General features: G+C 44.0%; 25 protein-coding genes. 13 read left to right on the plus strand and 12 right to left on the minus strand.

The window, feature by feature from the left end:
• The first annotated feature begins 245 nt into the window (after positions 1 to 245).
• The 6 genes from ffh (at position 246) to IP510_RS10455 (ending at position 6,450) form a co-directional block, all read left to right on the plus strand.
• A complete protein-coding gene (gene ffh / locus IP510_RS10430; protein WP_194364756.1) occupies positions 246 to 1,793 on the plus strand; it encodes a signal recognition particle protein in 1,548 nt (515 codons plus the stop codon).
• Positions 1,794 to 2,042: 249 nt separating this feature from the next.
• Complete coding sequence (tsaB, locus tag IP510_RS10435) at positions 2,043 to 2,744, plus strand: tRNA (adenosine(37)-N6)-threonylcarbamoyltransferase complex dimerization subunit type 1 TsaB (RefSeq protein WP_194364941.1); 702 nt, start codon at positions 2,043 to 2,045, stop codon at positions 2,742 to 2,744.
• Positions 2,745 to 2,873: 129 nt separating this feature from the next.
• Positions 2,874 to 3,716 (plus strand): undecaprenyl-diphosphate phosphatase, encoded by an 843-nt coding sequence (locus IP510_RS10440; RefSeq protein WP_194364758.1) that lies wholly within the window; start codon positions 2,874 to 2,876, stop codon positions 3,714 to 3,716.
• Between the two features lie 129 nt (positions 3,717 to 3,845).
• Positions 3,846 to 4,715, plus strand: coding sequence for a class I SAM-dependent methyltransferase (locus tag IP510_RS10445; protein ID WP_194364760.1), 870 nt, complete (start codon positions 3,846 to 3,848; stop codon positions 4,713 to 4,715).
• Between the two features lie 147 nt (positions 4,716 to 4,862).
• Positions 4,863 to 5,780: a 4-hydroxybenzoate octaprenyltransferase gene (ubiA, locus tag IP510_RS10450; RefSeq protein WP_194364761.1), complete on the plus strand. Its 918-nt coding sequence runs from the start codon at positions 4,863 to 4,865 to the stop codon at positions 5,778 to 5,780.
• The gene (locus IP510_RS10455) at positions 5,773 to 6,450 is read left to right on the plus strand and encodes a DUF4112 domain-containing protein (protein WP_194364763.1); all 678 of its coding nucleotides are present in this window, start codon (positions 5,773 to 5,775) and stop codon (positions 6,448 to 6,450) included. The genes ubiA and IP510_RS10455 overlap by 8 nt, the downstream gene beginning before the upstream one ends.
• Positions 6,451 to 6,556: 106 nt before the next feature.
• On the opposite strand, the gene IP510_RS10460 is transcribed toward IP510_RS10455, so the two are convergent.
• Both IP510_RS10460 and IP510_RS10465 read right to left on the minus strand, forming a co-directional pair.
• Positions 6,557 to 7,198, minus strand: coding sequence for a hypothetical protein (locus tag IP510_RS10460; protein WP_227669661.1), 642 nt, complete (start codon positions 7,196 to 7,198; stop codon positions 6,557 to 6,559).
• 138 nt (positions 7,199 to 7,336) lie between these two features.
• Positions 7,337 to 7,981: a hypothetical protein gene (locus IP510_RS10465; protein WP_194364764.1), complete on the minus strand. Its 645-nt coding sequence runs from the start codon at positions 7,979 to 7,981 to the stop codon at positions 7,337 to 7,339.
• Positions 7,982 to 8,138: 157 nt separating this feature from the next.
• Here IP510_RS10465 and yiaA point away from each other — a divergent pair, with 157 nt between their 5' ends.
• On the plus strand, positions 8,139 to 8,681 hold the full coding sequence (yiaA, locus tag IP510_RS10470) for an inner membrane protein YiaA (RefSeq protein ID WP_265087588.1): 543 nt from the start codon (positions 8,139 to 8,141) through the stop codon (positions 8,679 to 8,681).
• 57 nt (positions 8,682 to 8,738) lie between these two features.
• On the opposite strand, the gene mnmC is transcribed toward yiaA, so the two are convergent.
• From mnmC to ispZ, 4 genes are all read right to left on the minus strand, one after another.
• Entirely contained in the window at positions 8,739 to 10,802 is a 2,064-nt protein-coding gene (gene mnmC, locus IP510_RS10475; RefSeq protein ID WP_194364766.1) for an FAD-dependent 5-carboxymethylaminomethyl-2-thiouridine(34) oxidoreductase MnmC, read from the minus strand.
• 170 nt (positions 10,803 to 10,972) lie between these two features.
• Positions 10,973 to 11,332, minus strand: a complete 360-nt coding sequence (locus IP510_RS10480) for a hypothetical protein (RefSeq protein WP_320154197.1) — start codon at positions 11,330 to 11,332, stop codon at positions 10,973 to 10,975.
• 80 nt (positions 11,333 to 11,412) lie between these two features.
• On the minus strand, positions 11,413 to 11,739 hold the full coding sequence (locus IP510_RS10485) for a YciI family protein (RefSeq protein ID WP_194364768.1): 327 nt from the start codon (positions 11,737 to 11,739) through the stop codon (positions 11,413 to 11,415).
• Positions 11,740 to 11,841: 102 nt separating this feature from the next.
• A complete protein-coding gene (ispZ, locus tag IP510_RS10490) occupies positions 11,842 to 12,393 on the minus strand; it encodes a septation protein IspZ (protein WP_194364769.1) in 552 nt (183 codons plus the stop codon).
• A 381-nt stretch (positions 12,394 to 12,774) separates the two neighbouring features.
• Between ispZ and IP510_RS10495 the strand changes: the two genes are divergently transcribed.
• Positions 12,775 to 13,656 (plus strand): PHP domain-containing protein, encoded by an 882-nt coding sequence (locus tag IP510_RS10495; RefSeq protein WP_194364771.1) that lies wholly within the window; start codon positions 12,775 to 12,777, stop codon positions 13,654 to 13,656.
• A gap of 215 nt (positions 13,657 to 13,871) precedes the next feature.
• A complete protein-coding gene (locus IP510_RS10500) occupies positions 13,872 to 15,302 on the plus strand; it encodes a sensor domain-containing diguanylate cyclase (RefSeq protein ID WP_227669665.1) in 1,431 nt (476 codons plus the stop codon).
• Between the two features lie 114 nt (positions 15,303 to 15,416).
• Here IP510_RS10500 and truD read toward each other — a convergent pair whose 3' ends face one another.
• Positions 15,417 to 16,697 carry a tRNA pseudouridine(13) synthase TruD gene (gene truD / locus IP510_RS10505; RefSeq protein WP_194364773.1) on the minus strand — a complete coding sequence of 427 codons (1,281 nt, stop codon included), beginning with the start codon at positions 16,695 to 16,697 and terminating at the stop codon, positions 15,417 to 15,419.
• 240 nt (positions 16,698 to 16,937) lie between these two features.
• Here truD and IP510_RS10510 point away from each other — a divergent pair, with 240 nt between their 5' ends.
• The 3 genes from IP510_RS10510 (at position 16,938) to IP510_RS10520 (ending at position 21,026) form a co-directional block, all read left to right on the plus strand.
• Positions 16,938 to 18,614, plus strand: coding sequence for an FAD-dependent oxidoreductase (locus tag IP510_RS10510; RefSeq protein WP_194364775.1), 1,677 nt, complete (start codon positions 16,938 to 16,940; stop codon positions 18,612 to 18,614).
• A gap of 261 nt (positions 18,615 to 18,875) precedes the next feature.
• A complete protein-coding gene (locus tag IP510_RS10515) occupies positions 18,876 to 19,499 on the plus strand; it encodes a GNAT family N-acetyltransferase (RefSeq protein WP_194364777.1) in 624 nt (207 codons plus the stop codon).
• Positions 19,500 to 19,940: 441 nt separating this feature from the next.
• Positions 19,941 to 21,026 (plus strand): XAC2610-related protein, encoded by a 1,086-nt coding sequence (locus IP510_RS10520; RefSeq protein ID WP_194364779.1) that lies wholly within the window; start codon positions 19,941 to 19,943, stop codon positions 21,024 to 21,026.
• A gap of 86 nt (positions 21,027 to 21,112) precedes the next feature.
• Here the strand turns inward: IP510_RS10520 and gorA are convergent, their stop codons facing one another.
• The 3 genes from gorA to IP510_RS10535 form a co-directional block, all read right to left on the minus strand.
• A complete protein-coding gene (gene gorA / locus IP510_RS10525; RefSeq protein ID WP_194364781.1) occupies positions 21,113 to 22,477 on the minus strand; it encodes a glutathione-disulfide reductase in 1,365 nt (454 codons plus the stop codon).
• Between the two features lie 172 nt (positions 22,478 to 22,649).
• On the minus strand, positions 22,650 to 23,102 hold the full coding sequence (locus IP510_RS10530) for a threonine/serine exporter family protein (protein ID WP_194364783.1): 453 nt from the start codon (positions 23,100 to 23,102) through the stop codon (positions 22,650 to 22,652).
• Between the two features lies 1 nt (position 23,103).
• On the minus strand, positions 23,104 to 23,892 hold the full coding sequence (locus IP510_RS10535) for a threonine/serine ThrE exporter family protein (RefSeq protein WP_194364785.1): 789 nt from the start codon (positions 23,890 to 23,892) through the stop codon (positions 23,104 to 23,106).
• Between the two features lie 130 nt (positions 23,893 to 24,022).
• Here IP510_RS10535 and IP510_RS10540 point away from each other — a divergent pair, with 130 nt between their 5' ends.
• Positions 24,023 to 24,304 carry a DUF503 domain-containing protein gene (locus tag IP510_RS10540; protein ID WP_194364787.1) on the plus strand — a complete coding sequence of 94 codons (282 nt, stop codon included), beginning with the start codon at positions 24,023 to 24,025 and terminating at the stop codon, positions 24,302 to 24,304.
• A 94-nt stretch (positions 24,305 to 24,398) separates the two neighbouring features.
• On the opposite strand, the gene IP510_RS10545 is transcribed toward IP510_RS10540, so the two are convergent.
• Complete coding sequence (locus tag IP510_RS10545) at positions 24,399 to 24,893, minus strand: REP-associated tyrosine transposase (protein ID WP_194364789.1); 495 nt, start codon at positions 24,891 to 24,893, stop codon at positions 24,399 to 24,401.
• A gap of 1,115 nt (positions 24,894 to 26,008) precedes the next feature.
• The gene (locus IP510_RS10550) at positions 26,009 to 26,284 is read right to left on the minus strand and encodes a hypothetical protein (RefSeq protein ID WP_194364791.1); all 276 of its coding nucleotides are present in this window, start codon (positions 26,282 to 26,284) and stop codon (positions 26,009 to 26,011) included.
• Positions 26,285 to 26,568 lie beyond the last annotated feature (284 nt).

Genomic DNA, 26,568 nt, shown 5'->3' on the forward strand with positions numbered 1-26,568 from the left:
CTAGAAAAACCCCATAGCATGCGCGTGTTATCGATAAAAAAGCGCAAGTAAATCCAACGCCTTTTATCAAACGACTATAAATTTTGAATCGCGATAATGCTATAGTGTTGATAACACGCTGTTTATCATCATCTATAGATGCGCAATCTACTACTTCATCAAATACCCAATACTATATATAAGCCATTTAACTGGTTTAGCTAAGATCTATTTTAACCAAGAATTATTTTAACTGAGAGCTATCTATGTTTGACACCTTAACAGAACGCTTATCGTCAAGCCTGCGTAATATCGTGGGGAGCGGGCAACTGACTGAAGACAATATCAAAGATACCCTGCGTGAAGTGCGTATGGCGCTATTAGAAGCCGATGTGGCACTACCAGTCACACGCGACTTTGTAAAGCGCGTCAAAGAGCAAGCGCTTGGCGCTGAAGTGCTCAAAGAGTTGGCACCAGGCCAAGCGTTTGTCAAAATCGTCCATGACGAGCTGACCGAAATGATGGGCAGTGCCAACCAGCAGTTGGAAATGACAGGTAAGCCGCCAGTGGTTTATCTATTAGCAGGTCTGCAAGGGGCGGGTAAAACCACCACAGCCGGTAAGTTGGCGAAATTCTTACAAGAGCGTCATAAGAAAAAAGTCATGTTGGTATCTGCTGATGTCTATCGTCCAGCGGCCATCAAGCAGCTTGAGCAAGTAGCCGGTCAAGTAAATGCCAAGTTTGTGAATTCAAGCACTGATGAAAACCCAATTGATATCGCGCGCCGTGCCATCGAAGAGGCCAAAATTCAGTATCAAGACATCTTGATTATTGATACGGCAGGTCGTTTGCATATTGACGATGCCATGATGGATGAGATCAAAGCGCTAACGGCTGCGGTCAATCCGTCTGAGACGCTGTTTGTTGTCGATGCGATGACAGGTCAAGATGCGGCCAATACCGCAAAAGCCTTCAATGATGCATTGCCATTAACAGGTGTCATCCTGACCAAAACAGACGGCGATGCTCGCGGCGGTGCGGCACTGTCTGTACGTGCCATCACCGGCAAGCCAATTAAGTTCTTGGGTCGCGGTGAAAAACTAGACGAGCTCGAGCTGTTCCATCCTGAGCGTATCGCGCAGCGCATCCTTGGTATGGGTGACGTACTGAGTTTGGTGGAAGAAGTCGAGCAAAAGATCGACCGTGATAAAGCCGAAAAAATGGCGAAGAAGATGCAAAAGGGCGGTGAGTTCGACCTTGAGGATCTATTGACCCAGTTCCAACAAATGAAAAGCATGGGCGGCATGGCAGGTTTCTTGGATAAGATGCCAGGTATGGGCGGCTCTGACATGCAAAAAGCTGTCGAAGATGCCAAGCCAGAAGAAAAAGTACGTGAAATGGAAGCCTTGATTAATTCAATGACACCGTTTGAGCGTAAAAACCCTGACAAGATCAACCCAAGTCGTAAGCGCCGTATCGCTGCAGGTTCTGGTCGTGATATTCAAGACGTCAACCGTTTGCTCAAGCAGCACAAGCAAATGGCAAAAATGATGAAAATGATCTCAAAACCTGAAGGCATCAGTAAGATGATGAAGTCTATGCAAGGGTTGATGGGCGGTGGCGGCGGTGCAGGTGGCGGCGGTCCTTTATTCGGTGGCGGTGGTCAAAAAGGCAACCCAAAAGATGTGAACCCACAGCAAATGGCCAAGCAAATGGGACTTGACCCAAACAACATGCCGAGCACCGAAGAGATGCAAAAGCAAATGCAAGAGATGCAAAACCAAGCACCAAAAAAGTTTAAAACACGTTTTTAAACAATAGTAGATCGACAGTCGCGGATTAGGCGATCTGTAAATTCTTAACAAAAACCTCAAAACCAATATGGTTTTGAGGTTTTTTTATATGGCCTGTTACCCTAAGCGCTCATGGATAAAGTATGAAAAAAGTAGAAAGTGATAAAATCTGTTTATCCTAAATGCTATGATAGGCGCTGTTTTATGCTGCTGGTATTTTTTGTCATACCAACCATTTTTAGCATACCCAGACGATAAGACGAGGTTATGATGTTTTTAGCTATGGATACTGTGTTTGACCAGTGCTCGATTGCCATTTTGGATTCAAATGGTCAGGTATTATCGAGTCATACTGAGACAGGTAAACGTCAGCAAACGCAGCAGATATTGCCAATGATTGATGCCGCGTTGTCAGAAGCCGGAATACGCCTGACTGATATACGCGCACTCATATTTAATCGAGGGCCTGGTGCTTTTAGTGGTATCAGAATCAACACAGCGGTGGTACAAGCATTGTCTGTGGCGCATGACATTCCTTGTGTGGGTGTCTCAAGCTTGCAAGCGATTGCACAGTGCGCGTATCAAAAATACGGCCTGCCGCAAGTATATAGTGCACTAGATGCCCGTATGCAGCAGGTGTATTTCGGTCAATATGAGATAGCGGTAGACGAGCAATCAGCTCACAGCATCATGCAGCCAGTGTTGCTGGCAGGCAGTGAAAGCACTGAGCAACTGCTCGATTATGACAGCCAAACTGAGGCGAATTTCCCAATTGTCGGTAATGGTGCAAGCTTGTTAACTTTAAACGAAGGACAAGTCTGCCACGATGATGTTTGGCCAGATGCCGTTGTTATAGGGCAGCTAGGCATTGCTCAGTTTATGGCGATAGGCGGGACAGAGGCGGCGCAAGCTTTACCAAAATACTTGCGTAATCAAGCATGGAAAACGCTTAAAGAGCAAGGTAAAGCCTAGGGTATGTGGTCACTCAATCGATATTCTTTTAAATATACTAGCCGTTCGAGTCATTCGTAGCATCATATAACACATAACAATATACGAAGACCTGTATCAATCAACAGGTCTGTGTTTAGGAAAATCATCGTGGATATTATCTTATTAATTCAAGCTGTCATCATGGGTATCGTCGAAGGTATCACTGAGTTTTTGCCGATTTCTAGTACGGGTTACTTAATTCTATCAGCAGATATGATGGGTTTTTGGACCAAAGAAAAAGTTGATTTGTTTGTGGTGGTGGTGCAGCTTGGCGCGATTTTGGCCGTTATCTATGACTATTGGGGTAGATTGTGGCAAGCTCTAATGGGTCTGCTAACAGGCAAAGCAGAAGGCATGAGTAATCCAAGACAGCTTGGGCTGAGCTTGATTGTGTCTACTATCCCTGTGATGATCGTAGGCTTTACTTTTGCCGATGAGATTAAAAATTACTTGTTTAATCCTATCGTTGTAGCGATTATGCTCATCATCGGTGGTCTGCTGATATTTTATGTCGAGAGCCGACCTAAAACGGTCGTCGCTGAAGAGGCAGAGGATGTTAGCTTAAAGACAGCATTGATGATTGGTTTGTTTCAATGTTTAGCCTTGATACCTGGTACCTCACGCTCAGGCGCGACTATCATCGGTGCATTATGGCTTGGGGTCTCGCGTAAAGCGTCTGCGGAGTTTTCATTCTTTTTAGGTATTCCTGTCATTGTGGGCGCGGCACTATTAGATCTAATCAAACATGGTGATGTCCTGACCAATAGCGAGGATTGGTTGGTACTTGGCGTTGGTACTGTCGTCTCATTTATTGTCGCCTTACTTTGTATTCGCTTGCTGGTGGCATGGGTGAGTCGCCGTGACTTTACGATCTTTGCTTGGTTGCGTATTATTACAGGCGTTGTTGTATTGATAGCCGCTTGGGGCTTTGGTTATCAAATGGCGGGTTAAGCTGCAATCATGTTAAAAATATTCTGAAGTATAAAGGTTATTAAGCCTATCTAAATTTGACCATAGATACTAAAGGGCATGTCAGTGACGAGTAATTTGCCTCCAGCATCTAAAGAGAGTATTAACACTATGCATGACCTTACACACTGTCAGCTGATCTACGTCAATGAGTCGCAGCAGCATCAAGTAGAGTCGCTGCAAGCACTGATAGAACATCATGAATTGCCCATTGTGTTAAATGTTGAGTTATCTGTAAATAAATTGACGCAAAAGTATCGTCAAAATCTGACTCAGACAGCGACTCAACCAGTGTTATTGCTGGATGATAAAGATAAGCTATCGTGGCTCAGTGATGGTCTGAGCGTGGCGCCAGAATGGGATAAACTGCAACGCCGAGTGGTGAGTGCTGGCCGTAAGTCAGAGCTGCTATTGCAAGCTGCCAAGATTACAGCTGATAGTAGCGTCATCGATGCGACCGCGGGTTTCGGACATGATAGTTTGATACTGGCCAGTACTGGTGCACAAGTTATGATGCTAGAGCAGCAACCAATCATGGCGTTGCTGTTACTCGCAGAGCAGCAGCGTATGAGCGCATCGCCAAATTGGCAAAAGCTGATGGCACGTTTGCATATTATTAATATCGATGCGTTGAGTTATTTTGAAAGCCTCAAATCGGATTCAGCAACCGGTGGCAGTCGCACCACTGATGTCGTGTATCTGGATCCTATGTTTCCAGAGGACAGCTATCAAGACAGTAAGACTGGCAAGGGCGCAAAAGTGGGCAAGCACATGCAAGCGCTGCATCAACTAGCAAGCCCGCCAACATTGGACGAAGAAGGCCAGTTACTAACATCCGCACAGGCTGTCGTCAGCAAAAATGCACTGCATTCTGGCCGCGTGGTCGTGAAGCGTCCGCAGCATGCGCCGACATTGGCAAACCAACAACCTACTGAGAGCTGGCATAATGAAGCCGTGCGCTTCGATGGGTATTTTGCCTAATAACCATGGTTACCAGCTGGTTAGGGTAACTATGCTAATGAACAATACCAATGAACCATGCCAATGCTATTGGGTATATGAGATCCATGCAGCTTATTGCCAAATCCATTCAATATAAAAACTTCTATCAGTGATAATGGCAGCGTTATGACATTTAAAGACAAACTACAAGCCTACCTCCAACTGACACGCTTTGACAAACCTGTGGGCATTGAGCTACTCCTATGGCCAACCCTGTGGGGCATGTTACTGGCCGCAATGGGTCAGGCACAGCAGCAAGGACTGACGGCCGCGCTGCCCAGTCTCAAGATATTTGTGCTATTTGCACTCGGGGCCATCTTCATGCGTGCCGCAGGTTGTGCCATTAACGACTTCGCGGATCGTAAGGTTGATGGTCATGTCACCCGCACCAAAGGACGTCCACTAGCCGATGGGCGCTTATCAGGTAAGGAGGCGGTTGCAGCATTTTTAGTGCTGGTGTTATTAAGTGCCAGTCTGCTGTTTTTCTTACCCATTGCCGTGTTTTACTGGTCGCTTGGTGCCGTGATACTGGCATTTATCTATCCCTTTATGAAGCGTTATACCCACCTGCCACAAGTGTTTTTGGCAGCGGCTTTTGGCTGGGCGATACCGATGGCTTATGTGGCCATACAGGGCGCACCAGATATATGGTGTTGGCTATTATTTATCGCTTATATGTGTTGGACAGTAGCCTATGACACCCAGTACGCTATGGCTGACCGCGATGATGATATCAAGATTGGCGTCAAGTCGACTGCGATACTGTTTGGTCGTTATGATGTGATTATCATCTCAATATTACAAATGCTATTCTTGCTTATTATGGGCGCGGTTATGTGGCATTATTTTGCCCCGACTGCCGTCGGCGTGATGCCAGTATTTGGCTTGGCATTGGTAGCGATGATGTTTGCCAAGCAAAACAGTGCTTGTGCCAGCTACAATGCGTTGGCTTGCTTTCAGGCGTTTTTGGCCAATATTTGGGTCGGACGTTATATCTTTGTGCTCATCGCTATCGCCTGTATATGGACGACGATCAATGGATAAGTTCAATAACCTTTGGAATAAAAAGGCAAAAGGGCCCTCTGATAGCGATCCGTCTATCATCGACTATCAAGCAAGAATGGCTGAACACGGCCTGACGCGCGAGCAAGTTATCGCGACTGAGCGTAAGCTGGCCAAGTTTGCCAATACCATGGATTCGCTCGTACGGATACCGTTTACCAAACAGGGTATGGGTGCCGATGCGGCGCTGTCGACCATTCCGCTAGCGGGTGATTTGGCAGGATTGGCATTGACCAGTTATGCGTTTATATTGGGTCGTCAACTGGGTGTGCCAGCTCATAAAATGACGCCTGCTGTCAGATTGGCACTGATTGATATGGTCGTGGGTATCGTACCGGGCATCGGTACGCTATTAGATATCTTTATTCGTCCCAGTCGCAAAACACTGGGTATCGTGCATGAGCATCTACAAGACGAGTACGGTATTACCGATACCATGCATATCGATCGACCTTTTTTGCATCAGTCACTAGAGGACAAGCAGCGAAGCAGTCGTTTTAGTTTTTTTTGGCGAAACCCTATTGTAGCGTGGCTGTACTTGCATATTCCTGACATGCTAGGGCTGATTGTTCTAGTGGTTATTGGATGGGGTTTATGGTCATTGATTGGCTGGCTAGTGGGCTTATTTGGTAATACAACAGGCTTTGGCTAATAAGTGATTGGATTAAACAACACGAGAAAAAGTAATGAAAAAGGCAGCAACGATAGTATCGTTGCTGCCTTTTTTGTGACTAATAATAAAAGCTCATATTCGAGATTTATTCAGTGACGACTTCCGCTTCTGCGCTGACCGCATCAAAGCTGGTGATTTTGTTGTTTTGAATCAGATCGATGGTGCCACCACCTGCATGACTGACCAGTTGGATAGCACCATTATTCGATTGATAAGTAGGGTTGTTACCTTGACCTTCTGGTGCACTTAGAGTCATTTTTGGTTTGTTTGGCAACGTGATAATGGCGTTGAGCATGCCTGCTGCTGACGTCTCAAAGACGACGGATAACGACTCGCCTGTGGCGCTTTTATAGCGGACATCCGTGATTTGCGCGCCCTTGATTGCTTGGTTCGGGTCAGGTGTTACTGATTTAGTGTTTGCTATTTCTTTGGTGTTGCCAAGATTATCGTCTAACTGACTTAAGCTGACATCGTGCTCTGAATCAGTTTGTACAGTGCTGTTCGCCTCATTGTTTGCAGCGTCATCAGCAGCATTGGTATTTATATTGGAAGTGACTGGGGTTGTCTGATTCGCAGTCTCAGCAGATGTCTCACTGGCAATTTCAGGCTCTGGGTCTTTCTGACAAGCAGTCAGCAGCAACATGCTAAGAAAAATGGCAGAAGCTTTAAGGTGGTAGGGCTTAGATTTTGCAAAGCTTGGTGGTTTTGAGGCAGAGATGGGCATCATCAGGTCATCCAATAAAAATATTTTGTATTAGCGAAAGAATTACAGGTGTTAGCTTTGGTGATTGATTACCGCGTGCAGTAAATTCTGTACTCATAGATAGCTAGAAAGGGCTAGATTTAATGATAATCCATAAAACGCTCATTTTATCTTTAAACTATCGGCTGTCACACCGTTCTCTTTACCGCTCTCTCTATAGACATCATCTAAATATCGGCGGCTGGCCAGTAGTTTGTTCACAACACCACTTTGGCTTTGTGTATTGAGCTTTTGTGAAAAATCTAAAATCGAGTTCAATTGCTCCAACACGATGTCATAACTGCTGTTTTGTTTATCGATATCAATCACGACGGTTTTTGCATAGTGTTGATCGAGGCTCAAATAGTCGGCAATCAATTCGGGTATACGAGTGGTAATGAGTTTGTTCAGTGTGAAGAGCTGCGACTCAGTAATTTGAGCGTGATGCGTAGACTCATACTGCTGCCCGATACTATCCATCGTCACTCGGAATGCTTTGGGTACTTGCTCGTCATACAGCCATTGAACGAATGGATGCTGAGCAGAAAAATGTATCACGCTGAGTCCTGTCGCGGGTTCATTGCTTGTCTTATCTGTCGCTACCTGCTTTATTTGAGACTGTCTTGCCGCGCGGTCTGCCGCCGCTAGATACGCTTGATGCTGCTGTATCGATGCGCGCTGCGTGTGCTTAGACTTCTCCTTCATCACAAAAAAGATGGGCACGATAATGATGAGGCTGAGTAAAATAAGCAAGGTATAAAAAGACATGTCGGACTCTGTCATTAGGGCAGGTATGGCAAAAATAATTTTGTATTACAATATAACATGCTTGTGTTATGTTAAAGCAAAATAGCGTTCGATAAAACTTGTCTCTCGCTACAGAGTATTTGCTTATATTTAATTAAGGATGATGATGAATAATGACATGATTACCAAAAGTCAGCTGGCAGCTTACAAACCGACCACCGCTTATGTGGGCACTTCTTGGGCAGTCATGCTGGTAGGTGTGCTGGCCTATTTACTGGGACTATGGAATGCGCAGAGCATGTTGCTAAACGAGAAAGGCTACTATATAGCAGTATTGGCGCTTGGGCTTTATTCAGCGATTAGTCTACAAAAGACACTCCGTGATCGTAGCGAAGGCATTCCAACGACCAATATGTATTATATGATTAGCTGGGCTGCGTTAGGGTTGTCTATTGTGCTGATTGCACTCGGGCTTATGAACGCAGAAGGGTTGAGCTTAAGTGAAAAAGGTTTTTATATGATGGCATTTACCATGAGCTTGTTCGCTGCTGTGACTATCCAAAAAAACACCCGTGATGAAGCACAAATTCGGGCACTGACCGCACCGATGGTGACGGACAATACTGATCACGCAAAACTGGATCATCACGCAACAGGGGAGGCTGATACGGGAAAATCGCTCTTTGGTACGGTGAAATCTAAAATGGAGCGCGACGATTAAGACATTTACTCATCCATTTATTTTTGAGCATTGATCATATGGTAAGTAAGGGTATGTCTAGGTAAGCGGTGTTTGCAAACGTGTGCGGTTGGGTGACAGACGCGCGAGCATAGCTTCTGACAATGGCGAGAATGATCCTAGCATCATATCGGCCAATGCTTCAGCGCAAATAGGCGCCAACGCATAGCCTTTTGCGCCCATCGCACTCATCACCCACAGTCGTTTACTATCTACTAGCTGCCCTACGATTGGATGGTAATCAGGCGTCTGTGTACGAATGCCTGCGCGTCCTTGCCACGAGCTTGTATCTGTTGGAATCACTGATGCCATCTCAGGGATAGCCACCATCAACTTTTCACGGCTGATCTGATGCTCTTCTGCTCTAACATCCATACTGGTGTCATTACGTATAAAACTGGCACCCAGTAGCAAATAAGGCTTATCTGCTGTGACTGTGTTAATCGTCTCATCATTTGCTTGAGCGATGAACGGCGCACAGTAACCGCTATATTTGAGTGGTATTTTAGGTAAGTTTGCGCGTTGCTCTATAGTGGGCGTAAACCACGAGAGTTGACCACGAATTTTACGACAATCAAAAATACGGGTGTCTAGCTGATGACTTTCAAAAGCGACACAAATCACCACGTTATCAGCAGTCATAGAGACAACGTCCTGATTCTGATGACGGCCTTTTACACACACATGCTGATCTGTCTCGTCAATACTATCAACGTCTAATGGCTGAAAGTGGATCAGCGGATGTGACAGTATGATGGCTTTTAATGCTTGCGGATTGACCAGTCCTGACTGCGGTAGATAGAGATTTTCTGATAAATCCTGCTCTAGTAGTCCACTGCTGCTTTTTGCCTGTGTGTCCGATAATGTGGTTGCCATCTCATCAGGGTACTCTGCGATTTGCTCGGTACCAATATTGGCTTTTATGAGCAAATCAAGCGCACCAGTAATCTCTAGTACGGGCGGCATATTGAGTTGCGCAGCCTCCTGATTAAACGCTCGATAAAGCCTGCTGCTATATAAGTAGCCGATGGTATGTAGATGCTCATCGACGTGGTGAATCGGGGTCATTTTGGGCGCTAGCAGTGCACGCGGGTTGCCTGATGCACCCGCCAAAGGTGCCGATTTATCTAACAGCGTGACGGTGATACCGCGACTGGCAAGCGACCAAGCCGTTAATAAACCTGACACACCTGCACCTATGACGATAGTATGATCGACAGTGCTAGAGCGTGCCTCAGGATTTTCATTAGTTTTCTCATCATGTTTTTCATGACCGTTACTAATATCACGATTCTCTGCACCTGTCATGACAGCCGTTAGCATTTGGCGTTTCATGCCAAACCCTCTGACTTTTTTAATCTCAAAACCATACTCTGGTAATATGCGTTTAACCGTACCAGCACTGCTATAGGTGGCGGCGGTCGTTTTTGGATGAGATAAACGCTGCACTTGTGCAAAGATGTCTCTGGACCATAATGTCTCGTTACAAGATGGCGCAAAGCCGTCTAAAAACCAAGCATCAACGTGGGGCGCAGGTTGGTTAACATGCTCTAATGCAAGCTTAGACAAGCTCTCAGAAGCATCGCCAAACCACATATCCACGGTCAAATTATCGTCAGAAAAATTCAGGCGATGACAGCCTGCGATGAGGGGGGGATATTCGGCTAACAATGACTTGATAGGTGCTGTCAGCTCAGGCGCGCGCTGTGACCACAATGTCAATATATGAGTCAAATCTGTCAGTGGTATGGGAAATTTTTCAGTCGTAATAAAATGCAGACGAGCATCTCTCAAATGCGGATTCGTATCGCGTAGCTGTTGCCATAACTGCCAAGTCGCCAATAAATTAAGCCCTGTACCAAAACCCAATTCAGCGATGGTAAAACACTGTGTTGGGGCAAGGTCTGCCAAGCGCTCTGGTAGTTGATTGTGCGTCAAAAACACATGGCGTGACTCAGCCAAACCATCCGCATGAGAGAAGTAAACATCCCCAAAATGCCCTGATACTGGCACGCTATTGCCAGTATCATCCATTTGCCAATCAATTTTAGCTGGCGTAATGATGTTTGAGGGTTTGGCGCTTTTATTTGGGGTATTAGACATGTGGTTGTTTCTTAGGTGCAGGTTTATTCAGCGAATGATTTTTCAGCGTAAGGTAAGGCTCTTCGGTGCCTAGATCTTAAGTGCACAGCTCTTAAGTGTAAGGCTTTTAAGCGAATCAATAGCCACTGTCAGTCTGATGTATGGTTGAGCAAAAGCGCTTTGGTGACAATCTACCAGCGCTCGCGGCGCACAAACACCAGCCAAGAGATAAAGATACCGACCAATAGACTGATCAATACCGTAAATGCCCCATACAAGAAAATCTGACCTTTGCTCTCATAGACTAGGACATTGGCTTGAGTCTGCAAATCATTCACTTGACGCTGCAACTGCGCATTACGGCTGAGCAGTTGTTGATTGGCATCTGACAGCGCCTTACTAGAGGGCTGCAATTGCGCCGCCAAGGTACTATTGATATCTAGTGCTGAGTTTTTTGTTGTAGCAGATACAGGTGCAGGAGCGCCAGTCGCCAGTGGCGCCGCTACTGGAGCAGCACCATCGACAGCCGTGACTAGAGGTGCTGCGTTCACTGAGACCGCCATCATTAGCATGAGGCTAGCTGCTAGGCTGTTTTTATACCGCCCGGTATTTAAAAAGTAGAAACGCTGACTCACGATGCAGCTACTTTATCAGTGTTGTCCGTTGGCGCTGGTAATGCTTGAATAAATGGCTTGATATCTACATGGCTATAGACGCCATCACGTAGGTAAGGCTCATCGTTCGCCCATGCCTGTGCGGCTGCAATAGAGTCAAACTCCGCAATGATTAAGCTGCCTGACATATCGGTCTTACCGTGTTCGATGGGCGTTGGACCTGCGATGACGAGTCGACCCTGTTGATGCAGCGCTTGCAAGCGCTCGATATGTTCAGTACGAGTCACCAGACGTTGGGCGCTACTATTGGCCACGTCATGACCGATTATGACAAATAAAGACATGAGACTTCCTTAATTGATAATAAAGCGTGATGATTGATGTAAGGGTATTTCATAATGCTGATGCTTTATCGCTATAATAAAGTAGCGATAGGATAATAAACCTTATTTAGCGGCTTTATCTGTCAGCGCAGGGTTTAGGTGTTTTTTTAGTACAGCAAACTGCGCCACCACAAAGACCAGCATAATCGGAATCCAGCCATAAGTTTTGAAGTTGATCCATGCCTCATCTGACATCGTAAATGCTGTGATATAATGTAGGACGGCCATCAAAGCAAAAAACAACGCCCACACAACGGTGAGCTTTTTCCAGCCACTTAGCGTTAGGGTAAAGACATCTTTCATGGCAAGTTGCATCAAAGGCTTATTGATAACCGCGCTGACCAGTAGGGTCAAGGCAAAAATACCGTTGATAATCGGTGATTTCCAGCGCAGATAGATATCATCACGCAGCAGTAGCGTGCCACCGCAGAACAAAATGGTTAATAATAAGACAACCCATTGCTGCTTATCGAACTTGCCTTTTTGACGAATAAAGTGAATGGCATAAACGATGATGGTGGCGATGAGTAAAGCACCTGCCGCTGCCAAAATACCACTGTAACGAGCGGTCAGAAAAAAGGCGATTAAAGGGATAAAGTCTAATAATGCTTTCATAGCAAGTGTGATGTCCAACAAAAAACGTATGGGGTAGTTTACACGTCTACTGACCCAAAAAAAAGCAATCAACACGATAATCCTATGATATAGCCAATCCATCTCAAAAAGCGTATAAGCTTGCGGAAATGGATATCGCGATACTTCTGCCATACTCTCAAATAGTCAGTAAAACCAGTTTATATTAGCCAAATACAGCCATACCAATTGATATCATTCAAATATAGCCATTGAACCAAATATAACCACTTAACATAGCTGCTTAGTATGGTCGCTGCATTCAGTCATTAAAAAAAGACAGCAAACCGCGACCAAAACGCTATTACCTTTATGCTCATTTTATCTAAACACAGCTTATCTAAACACAGTAAGGCACATTTTATGAAAATAGACCTACATTGTCACAGCACTTTTTCAGATGGCACCTACGCACCCACTGAGGTGGTAGCGCGCGCTCACGCAGCAGGTATCAACGTACTTGCGTTGACCGATCATGACACGATGGCTGGCATCGATGAGGCAAGGGCTGCTGCTAATATCCATGACATGCAAATCATTAACGGCGTGGAAATCAGCTGTGAGCATACATTGAGTGGCGGTTATGGCAAAAACAAGTCTGCCAATAAAATCATCCATGTGCTCGGACTGGACTTTACGGATCGTGAAAAAATGCACGCCACTCTAAAGCAATTGCAGGATAGCCGTGCTACCCGTGGCCAGCGCATCACTGAAAAGCTCAGTGAACTACTCGATATCAGCTATGATGAGCTGTGGCAAGCAGTTCTTGTGAAAGCAGGCGGCAATCCACAAGCCGTTGGCCGTGCTCATATTGGGCAAGTATTGTTTGAGCGCGGCGACGTCAAAACCGTGCAAAAGGCCTTTGATAAATACTTAGCGGATAATAAACCTGCCTATGTGGCTATTGAGGCATTGACGATGCAGCATGGCATTGAATTGATTCATGCTTGCGGTGGTAAGGCGGTGCTCGCACATCCAACACGTTATCAATTATCAGCGACCCGCGTGCGCAAACTGATCGAAGAGTTTGCTCTGTTGGGCGGTGATGCTTGTGAGTTGCCAGCCACTAGCGAGCCTATCAGCACTCGTAAAATGGTTGATCGCAGTATCGCTGAGCACAACTTAGTGACCTCAATTGGTAGTGATTTTCATGGGAGTAATATGCCATGGCGACGGTTAGGCGATGTGCCTATATTAACGGCTGAGCAAAAAGGAATTTGGGAGTCTTTTACAGCACTTGCTTAGTTTAAAATAGCGTATTTATACAATGGCAGCATACTGAGCAGAATATATAGTCTTGGTATGCAAAAAGCCTTGTTGTATCAAAACAATTATTGATAAATAAATGTGGAAAACAGATTGATAGTTCAGGTATAAATTGCCACACTGAATAGACCATAATCGTGGCTCACGGTTTACTATTTTAACTCTATAAATTTGACTATCTGCGGTAGCACATTATGGCTGTATATAAGTTCTATCTAGGCCACAGAGAGCTTTCTAAAGCGGTTTTTGAGTGGGAGGCTGCTGATAGGACGGCCCTACTAGCAGCATTTATGGTGATGGAGGTTTTTTCACATTGGTTATGGTGCTTATTTGTTTGGTATCGCCGCGATACTTATGGTGCTTACGTTGATATAAATCTGCTCTATTCATTATGGATTAGCGTGACCATGGTCGGTGTTTTTTTACTATGGGTGTCCAGTCGTTTTTCACCAGTTAGAAGCGCCCGTAGCAATCTGAATATATGGCAAGCTCTACTCATCACTGTTTATAGTGTCTATATTACCTTTGTTGTCGCCATATTAGGGCATAGTAGTCTGGTAACGGGTGTATCACTCGTGGGCGGTGCGATGCTATGCATGATGCTCATTAACCGGAAGTATGTTTGGCGAGCATTTATAGGGCAAATTATTGCGATCTTAGCAGTATCGTTGCTCCCTTACTTCGGTATTACGATACCCAATCTACGCCAACTTACAGCCACCACGCTGCCTTCTACTATTCATAGTTATATGACTCATAGTGATATGATTGTCATGAAAAATGAGGCGTTGACTTGGGAGGGTCTTAATCACCTGCGCCAATCTTCCAATATTTTGTGGCGCTCTACCCATATTTATATGTCGCTACCAAAAGCTATTTTTATCATTTATATGTTTCGTATTTTGTTAGTGTCATTAGATGACAGTAGGAGAGAAACCCTACAACATGCCAATCAAGATGAATTGACCCAGCTGAAAAACCGTCGTTATGGTCTGAAAAAGATGAAGTATGCGCTATCACAGGTACAAGAAGATCAAGACCTGAGTGTGATACTGTTGGATTTGGATTGGTTCAAAGACATCAATGACAATTATGGTCATGATGTGGGTGATCAGGTGCTGATAAAGGTGTCACAGACGCTATCGCAATCATTATCAGATGAGACCGTCATCAGCCGCTATGGTGGTGAGGAGTTTTTGATCGTGCTACCACATACGAAACACGATAGCGCTATGGTGATTGCTGAGCACCTGCGCTCAAGTATTGCTGAACAAGTGATCACGGTTGAGGGTATGTTAGATTTCAATGTGACAGCGAGCTTTGGCCTGTATACATTGACACAGAATGAACGAGACTGTATTGCGCAAAAGTATAAAGCTATTTTGCAGAAAAGATCGCCGATACAATCCAAGTCACAGCCCTTTATCAAACCAATTGCCTCCCAGCGGGCTGAGAGCCAGATGGCTTCGGCACAAGAGCTGCCCAGTGATATCTGTCAACGTTTGATCACCACAGCAGACAAAGCCTTATATGAAGCCAAGCACCGTGGTCGCAATCAGGTCGTGAGTGCGAATGAGATGATGGCAGCCGAAACAACGGGCGCTCAGTCACTTTATAACAGTTAGCACTTATTATTTAATACTGACTACTGGCTGATTTCAACCTAACCATACATAACTAAGATTCGTCGATGTTATTTTCGAAAATGTCATTTTTGCAGATGTCATTCTCTCAGTACGTTATGCATGATTCAATTGCTTTACTACGCTTGCCAATACACTGGTGGCAAAGCTGCCCGTGGTCAAGGTGAAGCTCAAAACCAGTGTGTGATCGTCTGACCAATCCCAATGCATCTCTTCAATAGGCAGACGTAGCGCTCGCCGTTGTGCCTTGATATCGCGCTGTTCTAAACCAGTGGCTAACTGCGTCAATAGTGGGCTGCGCTTTACGATATCATTCTCAACGTCTGCCGCGGTGCTGCTAACTTTATCGTTGCCTGTACCCCACATCACAGCAGTTGGGTGAATATCACCGGTGGCCAGACGAGCACGTAATGTGTCATCTATCGCCTCACTGGTAAATATAGAGCCCGAACCATCCAAGTTAAATACTTCTCCTGACAGACCTGTATTCCAACTGTCATCGCGTACACGTGCTGCCAGAATCTCATTGAATATCAAGCTACGGGCGGCAGACAGCTCCATCGTGTTTTGCTCTCGCGGTGCACGTTTGCTTTTGCTTTTTTTAGACGATGGGCGCGGCGCTCGCGTTGGACGGGCAAACAGTGACAGTGCCTCTCTAACGTTATTGCCTTGACGGCCAAAACGCTGTGGACCAAAATAATTGGGTACGCCAGTTTTACTGATACTCGCTAAGTGCTGTTCGACTGTTTCTTTTGCAGACAATAATTGCTCAGGTTGTAGTGTCTCAGTACCACTATTGTCAAACTGCACATCACGTAAGGTGATCACAAATTGATTGGCTCGGTGCGTACCGCGATTGAGTTTTTTATTATGCCAGTGCTGCACCAGAATAGTGACGGACTCATTGTCGCCAATATCTACTGGTGCAAAATCAGTAGGCGGTAGCTGTTTTTTGGGTATGCGCAAGCTAAACCACTGCGTCGTCAGTGCATGACGATCTTTCAGTCCTGAGTAGCCGACGTCACGCAATGGAATCTCTGCCCACTCTGACAGTAGATTTGCCAAGTAAGCCGTATTCATGCCTAGCTTTTCAATGTGCAACCACAAATGCTCACCTTCACCCGTAAAATCCAGCGGCAATAACTCATTAACGATAAAATCAGTTGCATGGGCTTTATAAGTCGCTTGCTGTATTGGTGGCAGGCTAGGCTGCGGTAGTTTTGCAGTGTCGGTGATGGCAGTGATATCCACACTATTTATATCAAAGTGGGCAGTATCTAAATCGTGCGTCTCGCCATTTGATACAGGTGACGTCAATGGCGTGGTCGTAGCATCAATAGCCGTGTTTTTTTGAGAAATGTTTTCGTGAGAAGTCATAAAAGGGTCTTTTATTTTGTTATTAATGATAAAGATAAAATCGCCACAACCACGCTGCAATTACGTTTTGCAACGCAGCAAACATACAAAACAACATTGCATGTGAAGCCGTCTTGCTACTATCAATATAGAGTCTATTTAGACATTCAAAAAACAGCGTAAGTTGAAAGTGTCAGGTTTATGGTGGTCATTTTCAACCTGCTGCTATCAGGATATTATTATAACGGTTAAGGACGCATTATGACTAAGGCAATGATCAATACAGTGACTATTAGTAAAGCTGACATCCCAAATGGCGGCATGAAATCATATAAGCAAGAAGACGATAGTATCATTTTAATCACTCGTGATGATGACGAGTTTCATGCGTTTGATGGTAGGTGTCCCCATGCAGGCGCAGATTTAGGCAATGGGTTACGCTGTGGTCATCGAGTGGTTTGCCCTTGGCATCATGCGACTTTTGATAGCCGTGATGGCACATTGTTAGAGCCGATAGCGATAGAGAGCTTGACGCAGTATGAGCTCACTGATAATGGCGACAATGTAACGGTCGATATCTCAGCTAAGATAAACACTGCAATCGAAAGAGATAAATTGACTGACACCCATACTGTGATTGTGGGCGGCGGCGCGGCTGGATTTATGACGGCCAACCAACTGCGTCAAACCGGCTATGGTGGCAAGATTACGTTGATTAGTGCTGACAATAAAGCCCCTTATAATCGTCCGTTATTGTCCAAAGCTTTTTTGGCAGGAAATATGCCAGAAGAAAAGCTGCTGCTGGGCGGTAGCGACTGGGCCAAAGACAACAATATTGATTTACGCTTGAATCAAATGGTGAGCAAGGTATTGCCTAATGAGCGTACTTTAATGGTTGTTAGTGATAGTAGTGACAGCAACAGCAACAGCAACGATGAGAATGGTAGTGATCAAACCATATCGGCCGACTATTTGGTGGTGGCCACAGGGTCGTCGCCATCTATACCGCCTATTACTGGAGCAGAGTTAGATGGCGTGTATACCTTACGCAGTATGGATGATGCTAAGTTGATTAAAGCGGCCAGTCACGATCAGCGCGTGGTGATTATCGGTACTGGATTTATTGGTATGGAGGTCGCTTCGGCTTTAGCGCAGGCAGGCACGACAGCTTCAATCACAGTGGTTGGGCAGTCTGACAGAGTAATGGGTAATATCGTTTCAGAAACTGTTAGTGATGCACTTATCAAGTTGCACGAAGAAAATGGCATTAACTTTGTGTTAGGTGCCAACGTGAATGAAATTACCAAGGTTGAAAACAAGTCTGAGAATAAAGAAGAGAACCAAACCTTTTCACAAGTGGGCGGTGTGACGCTTGATAATGGCGAGCACATCGATGCTGATATTGTAATTTTAGGGACTGGCGTCTCACCGCGCACCGCGTTATTGAATGAGGTCAATGACCCAGATGGCGTGCAAGTCGATGATCATCTACAGCTGCGCGATGGGGTCTATGCATTGGGTGATATTGCAAAGGCATCTGTGCAGATGGGACGCATGCGTATCGAACATTGGCGAGTGGCTATGCAACACGGCATGGTCACGGCAGCCGCGATATTGAATGACGACAGTGTCGACTCACTAGAAGCACGAATTCCTTTTTTCTGGACGATGCAGTATGGCAAGAGCCTACGCTATAGTGGTCATGCAGCGACCCCCGAGCACAGTATCTTATTTGGGACGCCAGACACGCTGAATTATATCGAGTACTATTTCGATGACACAGGTGAGGACAGTCGTGCCACTGCTGCTAGCACACTTGGACGTGACAAGGAGTTGGTCGCTTTCTCTGAGCTACTTCGCTGTGGTCATGCACCGACGCGCGCGCAGCTCCATGCAGGTTTTGATATTATTAAGCAAGCACAAGCGTTATCGCGCTAGTACTATCAAGCAATAAGTATTAGTATCTTGGGCATGTCATCAATTAGCACATTAATACATTTAGTGGTCTTAAAATGGCTAAATTTTGATAAATATCGTCAGAAGTTTTGTCAATATGTTCATATCAACGGCAATTTCTTCCTCATTTATCTACAATTTTTCTCATTTTAAGCCTCACAATCTAATTGATGACGTGCCCTAGGCTGGCTTAGGGATCTAAGCCAGTTTTTTTATACATGAACAAAAAAGGAAAATTATAATATGAGCGAAAATACTATAAATAAGAGCACTATAAATAAAAACCACTTGAGCAGAGAATCTGTGTTTCTACGTGAAGCCACATTAGATGATATTAGCGCACTTGAGCAGTTATTGAATTGCTGCTATCGCGAGACAGCAGGTTGGACCAATGAGGCCGATTTGATAGGTGGTATTCGAACCACATCAGCGGAGCTTGCTGCCGTGATTAATGACCCGAATCACTATTACTTTGTCTATCCGAAAACCACAACGGGCAACCGTGATGGAGAAGAGACGGGTGAGATACTTGGCTGTATCGCTGTCGATATTAAAACTGATGCTGACTCAAATAAAAAAGCCTATATCGGTATGTTTGCGGTACATCCTGTGCTACAAGGGCAAGGCGTTGGTAATGTTATTTTACAAGCAGCAGAGACCTTCGCAGATCGCCATTTACAGTCACAGAATCAGCCGAGCCGTTTAACCATGTCTATTTTAAGCCATCGTCCTGAGTTATTAGCCTACTATGAGCGCCGTGGCTATAAGCTGAATGGTAATAAAATGCCATTTCCAAACGATGGGAATAATGGCGAGCCAAAGCGTCAAGATTTGGAGCTATTAGAGCTAGAAAAAATGGTTGGCTGATAATGTAGGTCTAGTAAAAAGACACTTAGAACTAGGATGTTTTATTTAACCCCAAAAATACCTAAAGGTCATAAATAGCCCCACGCTCAACAATAAAAATGCCACTATGATTAAGCGCTTAAACCAGTTAAAGGCTGGCAAGCGTGTGGCATTATCATCAGACATAAGATAAGCAAATAAACAAAGCAAGCTCGCTGCCAAGGTCATTATTCCTAAGCCAATCGGTAATATAAAAAGGTACACCTGCCACACAGTCATCTCTCAACGGTAATTATTAATGGCATAATAGCAGCATCGTGATTGCGCTGTCTGTATGACTGTTTATATCAGGGATGGCTAAGTGGCTTTAACTATTATGATAAATGCTTTTAACGTGGTGGTCGTGGTACGCTTTAATGGCGGTTTTTTTTCTCTATCATCTTTGGCGATAAGGATATCTATATGAATATTGCTCTTATACCTAGCAAGAGACGTAAACCAATTGCTTTACCGACGGTACTGCTAGCTTCATCACTATTATCCTATTCAGCCTTAGCGCAAACCTATCAAATCCAAGATTTTTCGGACGATTACTATGCAACTATCGAGACCGCAAATGATGAAGATGGCACGTTAAGCACTGAAGCAAGTAATGAGACAAATAGTGTCATAAAGATTATAGAGTCGAAGACTAAGAAAGCCCTTATCAGTCAGCCATCTGATATCGATATTGACTATGAGCTGGATAACAGTGAAGAGCATCAATTGGGCGGAAAAATCAGTGCCAACATTGTCAATCTTCCTTATGGTGAACATAGTGTGCTGATCTATGATGACTTTAATTTTGATAACCAAAAAGATGTGGCACTGCGCGATGGCAACTATAGCTGCTATGGTGGGCCGTCTTATCAAGTCTATTTAAAGGAAAGTAATGCCTTTGTGCATAGCGATGCGTTTACTGAGTTGGCACAAAACTACTGCGGATTTTTTGGTTTTGATAAAACTACCAAAACCTTAGATACCATGAGTAAGAGCGGCGCAGGATGGCATCAGTATTCAGAGTATAAAGTGATCGATAATAAACCAGTGGCGGTACATGTGCTGGTAGAAGAATATAATTTAAAAGGATTTATTTCTATTACCGAGCGCACAAGAGTGAATGGCAAAATGGTAGAAGATAGCTATGAGAGGCTACCGGAGTACGATGACGAAAACTACGATGGTAGATTGCCGTTCGTTTATAAGTTGGATTTAGACAACGGTAAAAAAATGGTCTTAAATAAGACTTATAACGAGGAAGGTGAGCAACTGTATTATGCCTTTGCCGATAGAAATGACAGAATTGAGCTGTATTATGATGGGCCATTTGTCTATGACACTGCTAAAAAGACGCTTAGCTTTATAAATAAGCCTGTGGTTTATCAGATCAATCAGCAAGGCATTACAGTGAAGCAATCGAACAAGAACGTTTTAATCAAGTCAGTGCCACAAAGCGAGCAGGGAAGTCTGGAAAACCTGATGCAGTTTGACAATGTGAGCGTTAGATAAAAAAATTTATTCTAGGACGAGACATTCTAAACGAAAAGGCCACTCAATTCAGAGTGGCCTTTTTATTTTAAGTCATACAAGAATGACTAACGCATCGTCACGAACTCTTCTGAACCAGTTGGATGAATGGCAACGGTATTATCAAAGTCAGCTTTAGTCGCACCCATTTTAATCGCGACGGCAAAGCCTTGAATCATCTCATCGACGCCAAAACCAATACCATGTAGGCCAATGACTTTTTCGTCATCGCCTAAGCATACTAGCTTCATGGTGCATTTTTGACGATGTTGAGTGACCGCGCTATACATATCGGTAAACGTTGAGCTATAGCACTTGATGTTTTCTTTACCATGCAGATTGATGGCATCAATCTCAGACAAGCCAATTGTACCGATAGCCGGATGGGTAAAAATCACGGTCGGTATCAGCGTATAGTCTAAATGCTCATTGGGCTTATTGTTAAACAAACGCTCAGATAAGCGGCGACCAGCGGCAATCGCTACAGGCGTTAGGTCTACACTGTTTTCGATAATATCGCCAACCGCATAAATACCATCGACGTTGGTATTTTGGAACTTATCGACTTTGATTTTACCCGTCTCAGTCGTAGCAACTCCTGTCACTTGCAGATTGATACCGTCTGTCGATGGTGCACGACCAATCGCCCAGATCAAGCAGTCAACAGTATCGATACAGTCTTCACCGCCATCATTGGTGGTCAAATCGAGGCTGTCGTCGTCATTTTTATTGACTTCATTGATTACCGTATTGGTATGTAATTTGATGCCAGCTTGCTCCATCTCTATCAGCAGAGTCTCTACGATAGTATGATCAAACGTACGTAGTGGCGAGTGTTTGCGCACATACAAATGCACCTCTGCACCCAGACTGTTCAGTACGCCTGCGATTTCGACAGCGATATAGCCTGCGCCCACAATTGCCACACGTTTTGGCAGATGGTTTAAGGCAAAGAAACCATCAGAATCAATACCGTGTTCTGCGCCTTTGATATCAGGCTGAATCGGGTGACCACCTGTGGCAATCAAAATATGGTCCGCGGTAATATGTTCGCCATTCACTTCGACCGTATTAGTATCGACGAATTTGGCAAAGCCTTTGATCACTTCGACGCCATTTTTGGCCAAGTTATTGTCGTAGGCGCGGTGAATGTTTTCGATGTATTGTTGGCGGCTCTGTACCAGCTTTTGAAAATCAAAACCTTTTAACTCAACATCAAAGCCATAATCTGGCGCGTATTTATGGATGGCTTCAGCCACTTGCGCGCCATACCACATGACCTTTTTAGGTACACAGCCCAAATTCACACAAGTACCACCCAACTGGTTGGCTTCGATAATGGCGCATTTTTTGCCATAGTTTGCTGCACGGTTGAGTGAGGCAATGCCGCCGCTGCCGCCACCAATGGCGATATAGTCATAATGTTTGGTCATATTAAGTCTCTTTATTGAATTGTTATGGGTGCTACTTCCGACTCTACTGTAATGGGTCTTATCGTCCATCTTACAAGTTTTTTATGGTTAAGATGTGTTGAATAGCTTGAGTATAAATGGTGTTTGGTATATTAAAGCCTAGCATCTAGATATTAAATCTACCTAGACTTGTTTATACAATAGGACGACGTCTATAAAACAACAGCCCCGGAATGGACAAGCCCAATACCAAGCCTGAGGTGACAAATAAGGCTTCGAACAAGTACACCATCATTTGGCTAAATAACTCATCTGAATAACCGAAATAACCAATCTGTACCATACTGACCATCGCCTTATAGGCGGCGATACCGGGCATCATACAAATGACGCTAGGCGAGATGAGGGCTTTGGGCGGCAGGGTATATTTTTTAGAAAAGTACACACCTAAGAAGCTGGCAAGCATCGCCCCAAAAAAGCTGGCAACCACAATATGTATGTTCTGATGGACAAGGGCAGTCTTTAATCCGAAGCCAAAAGCGGTCATCAGCAAACACGGTAAGATATAGCGTTTGGGGACGCTAAACATCAGCGTCCAACCAAGAGTAATGATACAAGCCAGCACAACGGTCTCAATAAACCACATTTTAAAACCCCCAGTGCTGTATGCGAAGTAAAACCAGCGCCATCACGATACCAACGCACGCAGATAAGGTCAGCATGTAGGTAAAGACCGCACGCCCAACCCCAATATTGACATAGCCCTTTAGGATGTCTGAGAACGAGTTAATCAACGGAAAGCTCGGCACCAGTAGCAACACACTAGAGGCCACGGCAATATCAGCATTGTTGCCAATATCAAAATAATAGGTCGTTGCCCCAATCAATGAGGCAATAAAAGCCGTCACAATGACAGTGATAAAGGGATTGAAATGATGCTTGGATAGATAAATACGAGTGAGCATCGCAACCATACCAGCGATGAAGGTCACCGCTGTAATCGACCAACTACCGCCATTCAGATATGCAAACGCCGCACAAGACGCACCCACAAATAGACTGACTAACCATATTGGATATACGGTCTTATCCAGCTCATCAAAGGCAAGGGTCGTGCGGTCAATTAAATCGGTACTATCGACAGTGGCTTCAGTTTTATTGATGATTTGCTGGATTTGCACCAGCAGATTGACATTGATGCTTTGATTAATCGTGTCTCTGGTGGTGGTAATACAGCGCTCGTCACAGATAGTCGTCAGGGTAATAGCATTAAAGTTCAGCGAACATTCTACGCTGTTCATCCCCAAGGCAAGCCCCAAGCGTTTGGATAAGTCCACCACCACGGCAGACTCAGCGCCATACTGCATAAGGAGTAATCCGCAGCGCACGCATAGTCGAGTAATGTGCTGCTGCTTTACGTAGCTGATAGAGGTCATGGGTGAGATACGCGTGTTGGTTGATATTTATACGCTATTATAAAGGGTCTGGATGCTGACGCGCAGACATTATCGGATATTATATTTGATGCTACTATAAAGTATAAATTTTTTTGGCAAGGAGCACAAAATGCATATCGCTATTTTGACTTTGACGTTTTCATTGCCCGGCTGTAGTTCGCTAAAAGAGAAACGCCAACGCATGGGCGGCTTGCATGCCCGCTTTGGTAGTACGCCAAGCATAGCTGTCTGTGAGAGCGGCGGCCGCGCGCGCCATGATGCCAGCGAGTGGACGTTTGTGATCGTTGGACTGTCCAAACGTGAGGTCGAATCGCAATGTAGTCGGATTGAGGAGAAGCTAGAACGTACAGTAGATGCACGAGTGATGAATGTTGAGAGGGAGTTTGTTTAGGTTAGTTGATAATTATCTCAACTCTAAAAAATGTCAAATTTGTAGGTTGGGTGGAGCTTGTGACACCCAACTTTTACTTTAAAAAAGAATACCCTCATCCGCCCCAATTGATAGGAAGCAAACCATCCGTTACAAATCGGTGGAATGATGAATATTGCCAGTCCTTAACCTGTTCAACATACTCATGTTTAACAGGATTCATATGAATATAATCAATATGTGCTCGATAGTCTGATTCATCGCGAATCCAATGCTCCCAAAATCGACGTTGCCAAATACCACGCTCACTTTTTTTAAGTCTACTACTCGAAATAGATTCTGTTTTGGCAATGTTATAAGAAAAGTAGTATTTAATGAGTTTTATTCGTTTAGAGAAGTCTGCATCATTATTTGGCATAGTACATAACATATGCAAGTGGTCTGGCAAGATAACAATGGCATCAATGCAGAAGGGGTGTTTTTGTTTAACGAGTTTGAAGGCGCGTCTAAGTGTTGCAATTTCTTTGATTAACAAATCGCTAGACCTATCAGCTAGGTTGATAGTGAAAAAGTAGGTTGCTCCTTTTTGATAGTGCCTTCGATACTGCATGCTATTCTGCAAATTATAACTAATAGCTGATATTACTTAATTTTGTTGGGTGTCGCAAGCTCCACCCAACCTACGGATTGTAGGTGATTCCGCGTTTAAATTGTAGGTTGGTGTCGAAGGATGAGACCCAACGAGTTGGTTTTGATGAATATGAGACAGTTGGGTTTCCTTTGTCAACCCAACCTACGAGCTTCATCTAACCTATGAGTTTGTTAGTTATTCGGATGTAAAAGTTTTTGATTGACTGTCAAGCTTTTCATTGTCGGGGTCTAATATCGAATATGCTGTAGAAGTGACAACTGCTAAAAAAGCAATGCATAAAACTATTAAAGAGTATTTTTTTGCTTTTTGATAATTTGGTTCACCTTCTTTCACTCGATTCCACTCGTGTTTTAGCAAAGGTTTTGACGCTTCTCTTAAGTCATCACATGATTCAATTACACTGTCCCATTTCCCTGTTAAATAAAGTTGGCGAGTACGCTTTAGTTCTGACAAGAATTTTTAGTTAATTTCATTACCATTCGTGTTGACTTCCTTATCGTTAATTCTAAAAATTATATCGTTATATGATTCGTTCATTTTTGAATAAATATCCTCAATATCACGAGTCATATTAAACTTGTCTTTTTTCTCTTCAGTTTGTCCAGACCGATGCTTATATAACATAGATATATAACAAAGAGATGAGACATAACTAGATATTGAATTACGCAACGAATTAATCCACTCTTGTCTGAACTCAGAGACTTTATTTTCTTTAGATACTATTAGACTTGTATACGAAAAGAATCCAGCAATTATTGCGCTTATAATAATAAACGAATTCTTTGTAAGTATTTCTTCCAATGAAATCTCCCATTTAGTAATAGATAAGTATTCTATTGTCAGATATTTACCTAAAGTCAAATCTAAATCATAGAACATGATGAAGGAAGTGTTTTTGTCATGAATATATCTGATTTTTTGCTAGGCTGAGCAGCTTTGAGTAGATTAGTTTATCAGGGATCCACAAATATTTTCTCATATTAAAAAAGTATTTGTATTGATTGTTGTCTATAAAAAAGGCCACTCCCTAAAGAGTAGCCTTTTATCATCAATCATCTAAAAATTTCTAGTTATTGCGGACGGCCTTGACCATGTCCTTCAGGTTTTTTATACCCTTTTGCAGTCATACAGGCTTCTAGTTTTTTCATATCACTTTGGCTTGGACGACTCTCTTTAGACATTTTCACGCCAGCTCGTTGAGCACAATCATCCATGGCTTGTTTCATATCAGCGGACATCGCAGGTCTTTGATGATTGCGATCGCTTGTTCCATTTGATGTGCCGCTTGATGCGCAGGCGCTAACGCCAACAGTAGATGCCAAGATAATGAACAGTAGTTTTTTCATAAAAAGTCCTTAAAGGTTTTAGGGTTGGTATAAGGGTTGGCAGTGTCAATTTGTACGTGCTATCACTTGCTACAAGGTTGTTAACCAGTTATTTCTATATCGTATGCGCCTACGCATGATATCTAGCCCCTTAAATATTAATACATTTAATGTTTAAATATATTTAATAAATATTAAGAAAAGTAACGCAACGCGATATAAGTCTTGATATATATCAATCAAGACCTACAGTGTGCAGGCTAGACAATGCCTTATTCCACCCAATAAAAAAGGCCACCCTATGA

This window comes from Psychrobacter sp. NG254 (genome assembly GCF_015277735.1).
Lineage (GTDB): Bacteria > Pseudomonadota > Gammaproteobacteria > Pseudomonadales > Moraxellaceae > Psychrobacter.

What these genes read in the sequence shown, in the direction of transcription:
- IP510_RS10460 (WP_227669661.1), bottom strand. Translation starts at nt 7,198, where the DNA reads ATGATGCCCATCTCTGCCTCAAAACCACCAAGCTTTGCAAAATCTAAG.
- IP510_RS10510 (WP_194364775.1), top strand. Translation starts at nt 16,938, where the DNA reads ATGACTAAGGCAATGATCAATACAGTGACTATTAGTAAAGCTGACATC.
- IP510_RS10445 (WP_194364760.1), top strand. Translation starts at nt 3,846, where the DNA reads ATGCATGACCTTACACACTGTCAGCTGATCTACGTCAATGAGTCGCAG.
- IP510_RS10540 (WP_194364787.1), top strand. Translation starts at nt 24,023, where the DNA reads ATGCATATCGCTATTTTGACTTTGACGTTTTCATTGCCCGGCTGTAGT.
- IP510_RS10500 (WP_227669665.1), top strand. Translation starts at nt 13,872, where the DNA reads ATGGCTGTATATAAGTTCTATCTAGGCCACAGAGAGCTTTCTAAAGCG.
- IP510_RS10455 (WP_194364763.1), top strand. Translation starts at nt 5,773, where the DNA reads ATGGATAAGTTCAATAACCTTTGGAATAAAAAGGCAAAAGGGCCCTCT.
- IP510_RS10515 (WP_194364777.1), top strand. Translation starts at nt 18,876, where the DNA reads ATGAGCGAAAATACTATAAATAAGAGCACTATAAATAAAAACCACTTG.
- tsaB (WP_194364941.1), top strand. Translation starts at nt 2,043, where the DNA reads ATGTTTTTAGCTATGGATACTGTGTTTGACCAGTGCTCGATTGCCATT.
- ubiA (WP_194364761.1), top strand. Translation starts at nt 4,863, where the DNA reads ATGACATTTAAAGACAAACTACAAGCCTACCTCCAACTGACACGCTTT.
- ffh (WP_194364756.1), top strand. Translation starts at nt 246, where the DNA reads ATGTTTGACACCTTAACAGAACGCTTATCGTCAAGCCTGCGTAATATC.
- IP510_RS10530 (WP_194364783.1), bottom strand. Translation starts at nt 23,102, where the DNA reads ATGTGGTTTATTGAGACCGTTGTGCTGGCTTGTATCATTACTCTTGGT.
- ispZ (WP_194364769.1), bottom strand. Translation starts at nt 12,393, where the DNA reads ATGAAAGCATTATTAGACTTTATCCCTTTAATCGCCTTTTTTCTGACC.
- yiaA (WP_265087588.1), top strand. Translation starts at nt 8,139, where the DNA reads ATGATTACCAAAAGTCAGCTGGCAGCTTACAAACCGACCACCGCTTAT.
- IP510_RS10535 (WP_194364785.1), bottom strand. Translation starts at nt 23,892, where the DNA reads ATGACCTCTATCAGCTACGTAAAGCAGCAGCACATTACTCGACTATGC.
- IP510_RS10465 (WP_194364764.1), bottom strand. Translation starts at nt 7,981, where the DNA reads ATGTCTTTTTATACCTTGCTTATTTTACTCAGCCTCATCATTATCGTG.
- IP510_RS10485 (WP_194364768.1), bottom strand. Translation starts at nt 11,739, where the DNA reads ATGTCTTTATTTGTCATAATCGGTCATGACGTGGCCAATAGTAGCGCC.
- IP510_RS10520 (WP_194364779.1), top strand. Translation starts at nt 19,941, where the DNA reads ATGAATATTGCTCTTATACCTAGCAAGAGACGTAAACCAATTGCTTTA.
- IP510_RS10550 (WP_194364791.1), bottom strand. Translation starts at nt 26,284, where the DNA reads ATGAAAAAACTACTGTTCATTATCTTGGCATCTACTGTTGGCGTTAGC.
- gorA (WP_194364781.1), bottom strand. Translation starts at nt 22,477, where the DNA reads ATGACCAAACATTATGACTATATCGCCATTGGTGGCGGCAGCGGCGGC.
- IP510_RS10495 (WP_194364771.1), top strand. Translation starts at nt 12,775, where the DNA reads ATGAAAATAGACCTACATTGTCACAGCACTTTTTCAGATGGCACCTAC.
- truD (WP_194364773.1), bottom strand. Translation starts at nt 16,697, where the DNA reads ATGACTTCTCACGAAAACATTTCTCAAAAAAACACGGCTATTGATGCT.
- mnmC (WP_194364766.1), bottom strand. Translation starts at nt 10,802, where the DNA reads ATGTCTAATACCCCAAATAAAAGCGCCAAACCCTCAAACATCATTACG.
- IP510_RS10545 (WP_194364789.1), bottom strand. Translation starts at nt 24,893, where the DNA reads ATGCAGTATCGAAGGCACTATCAAAAAGGAGCAACCTACTTTTTCACT.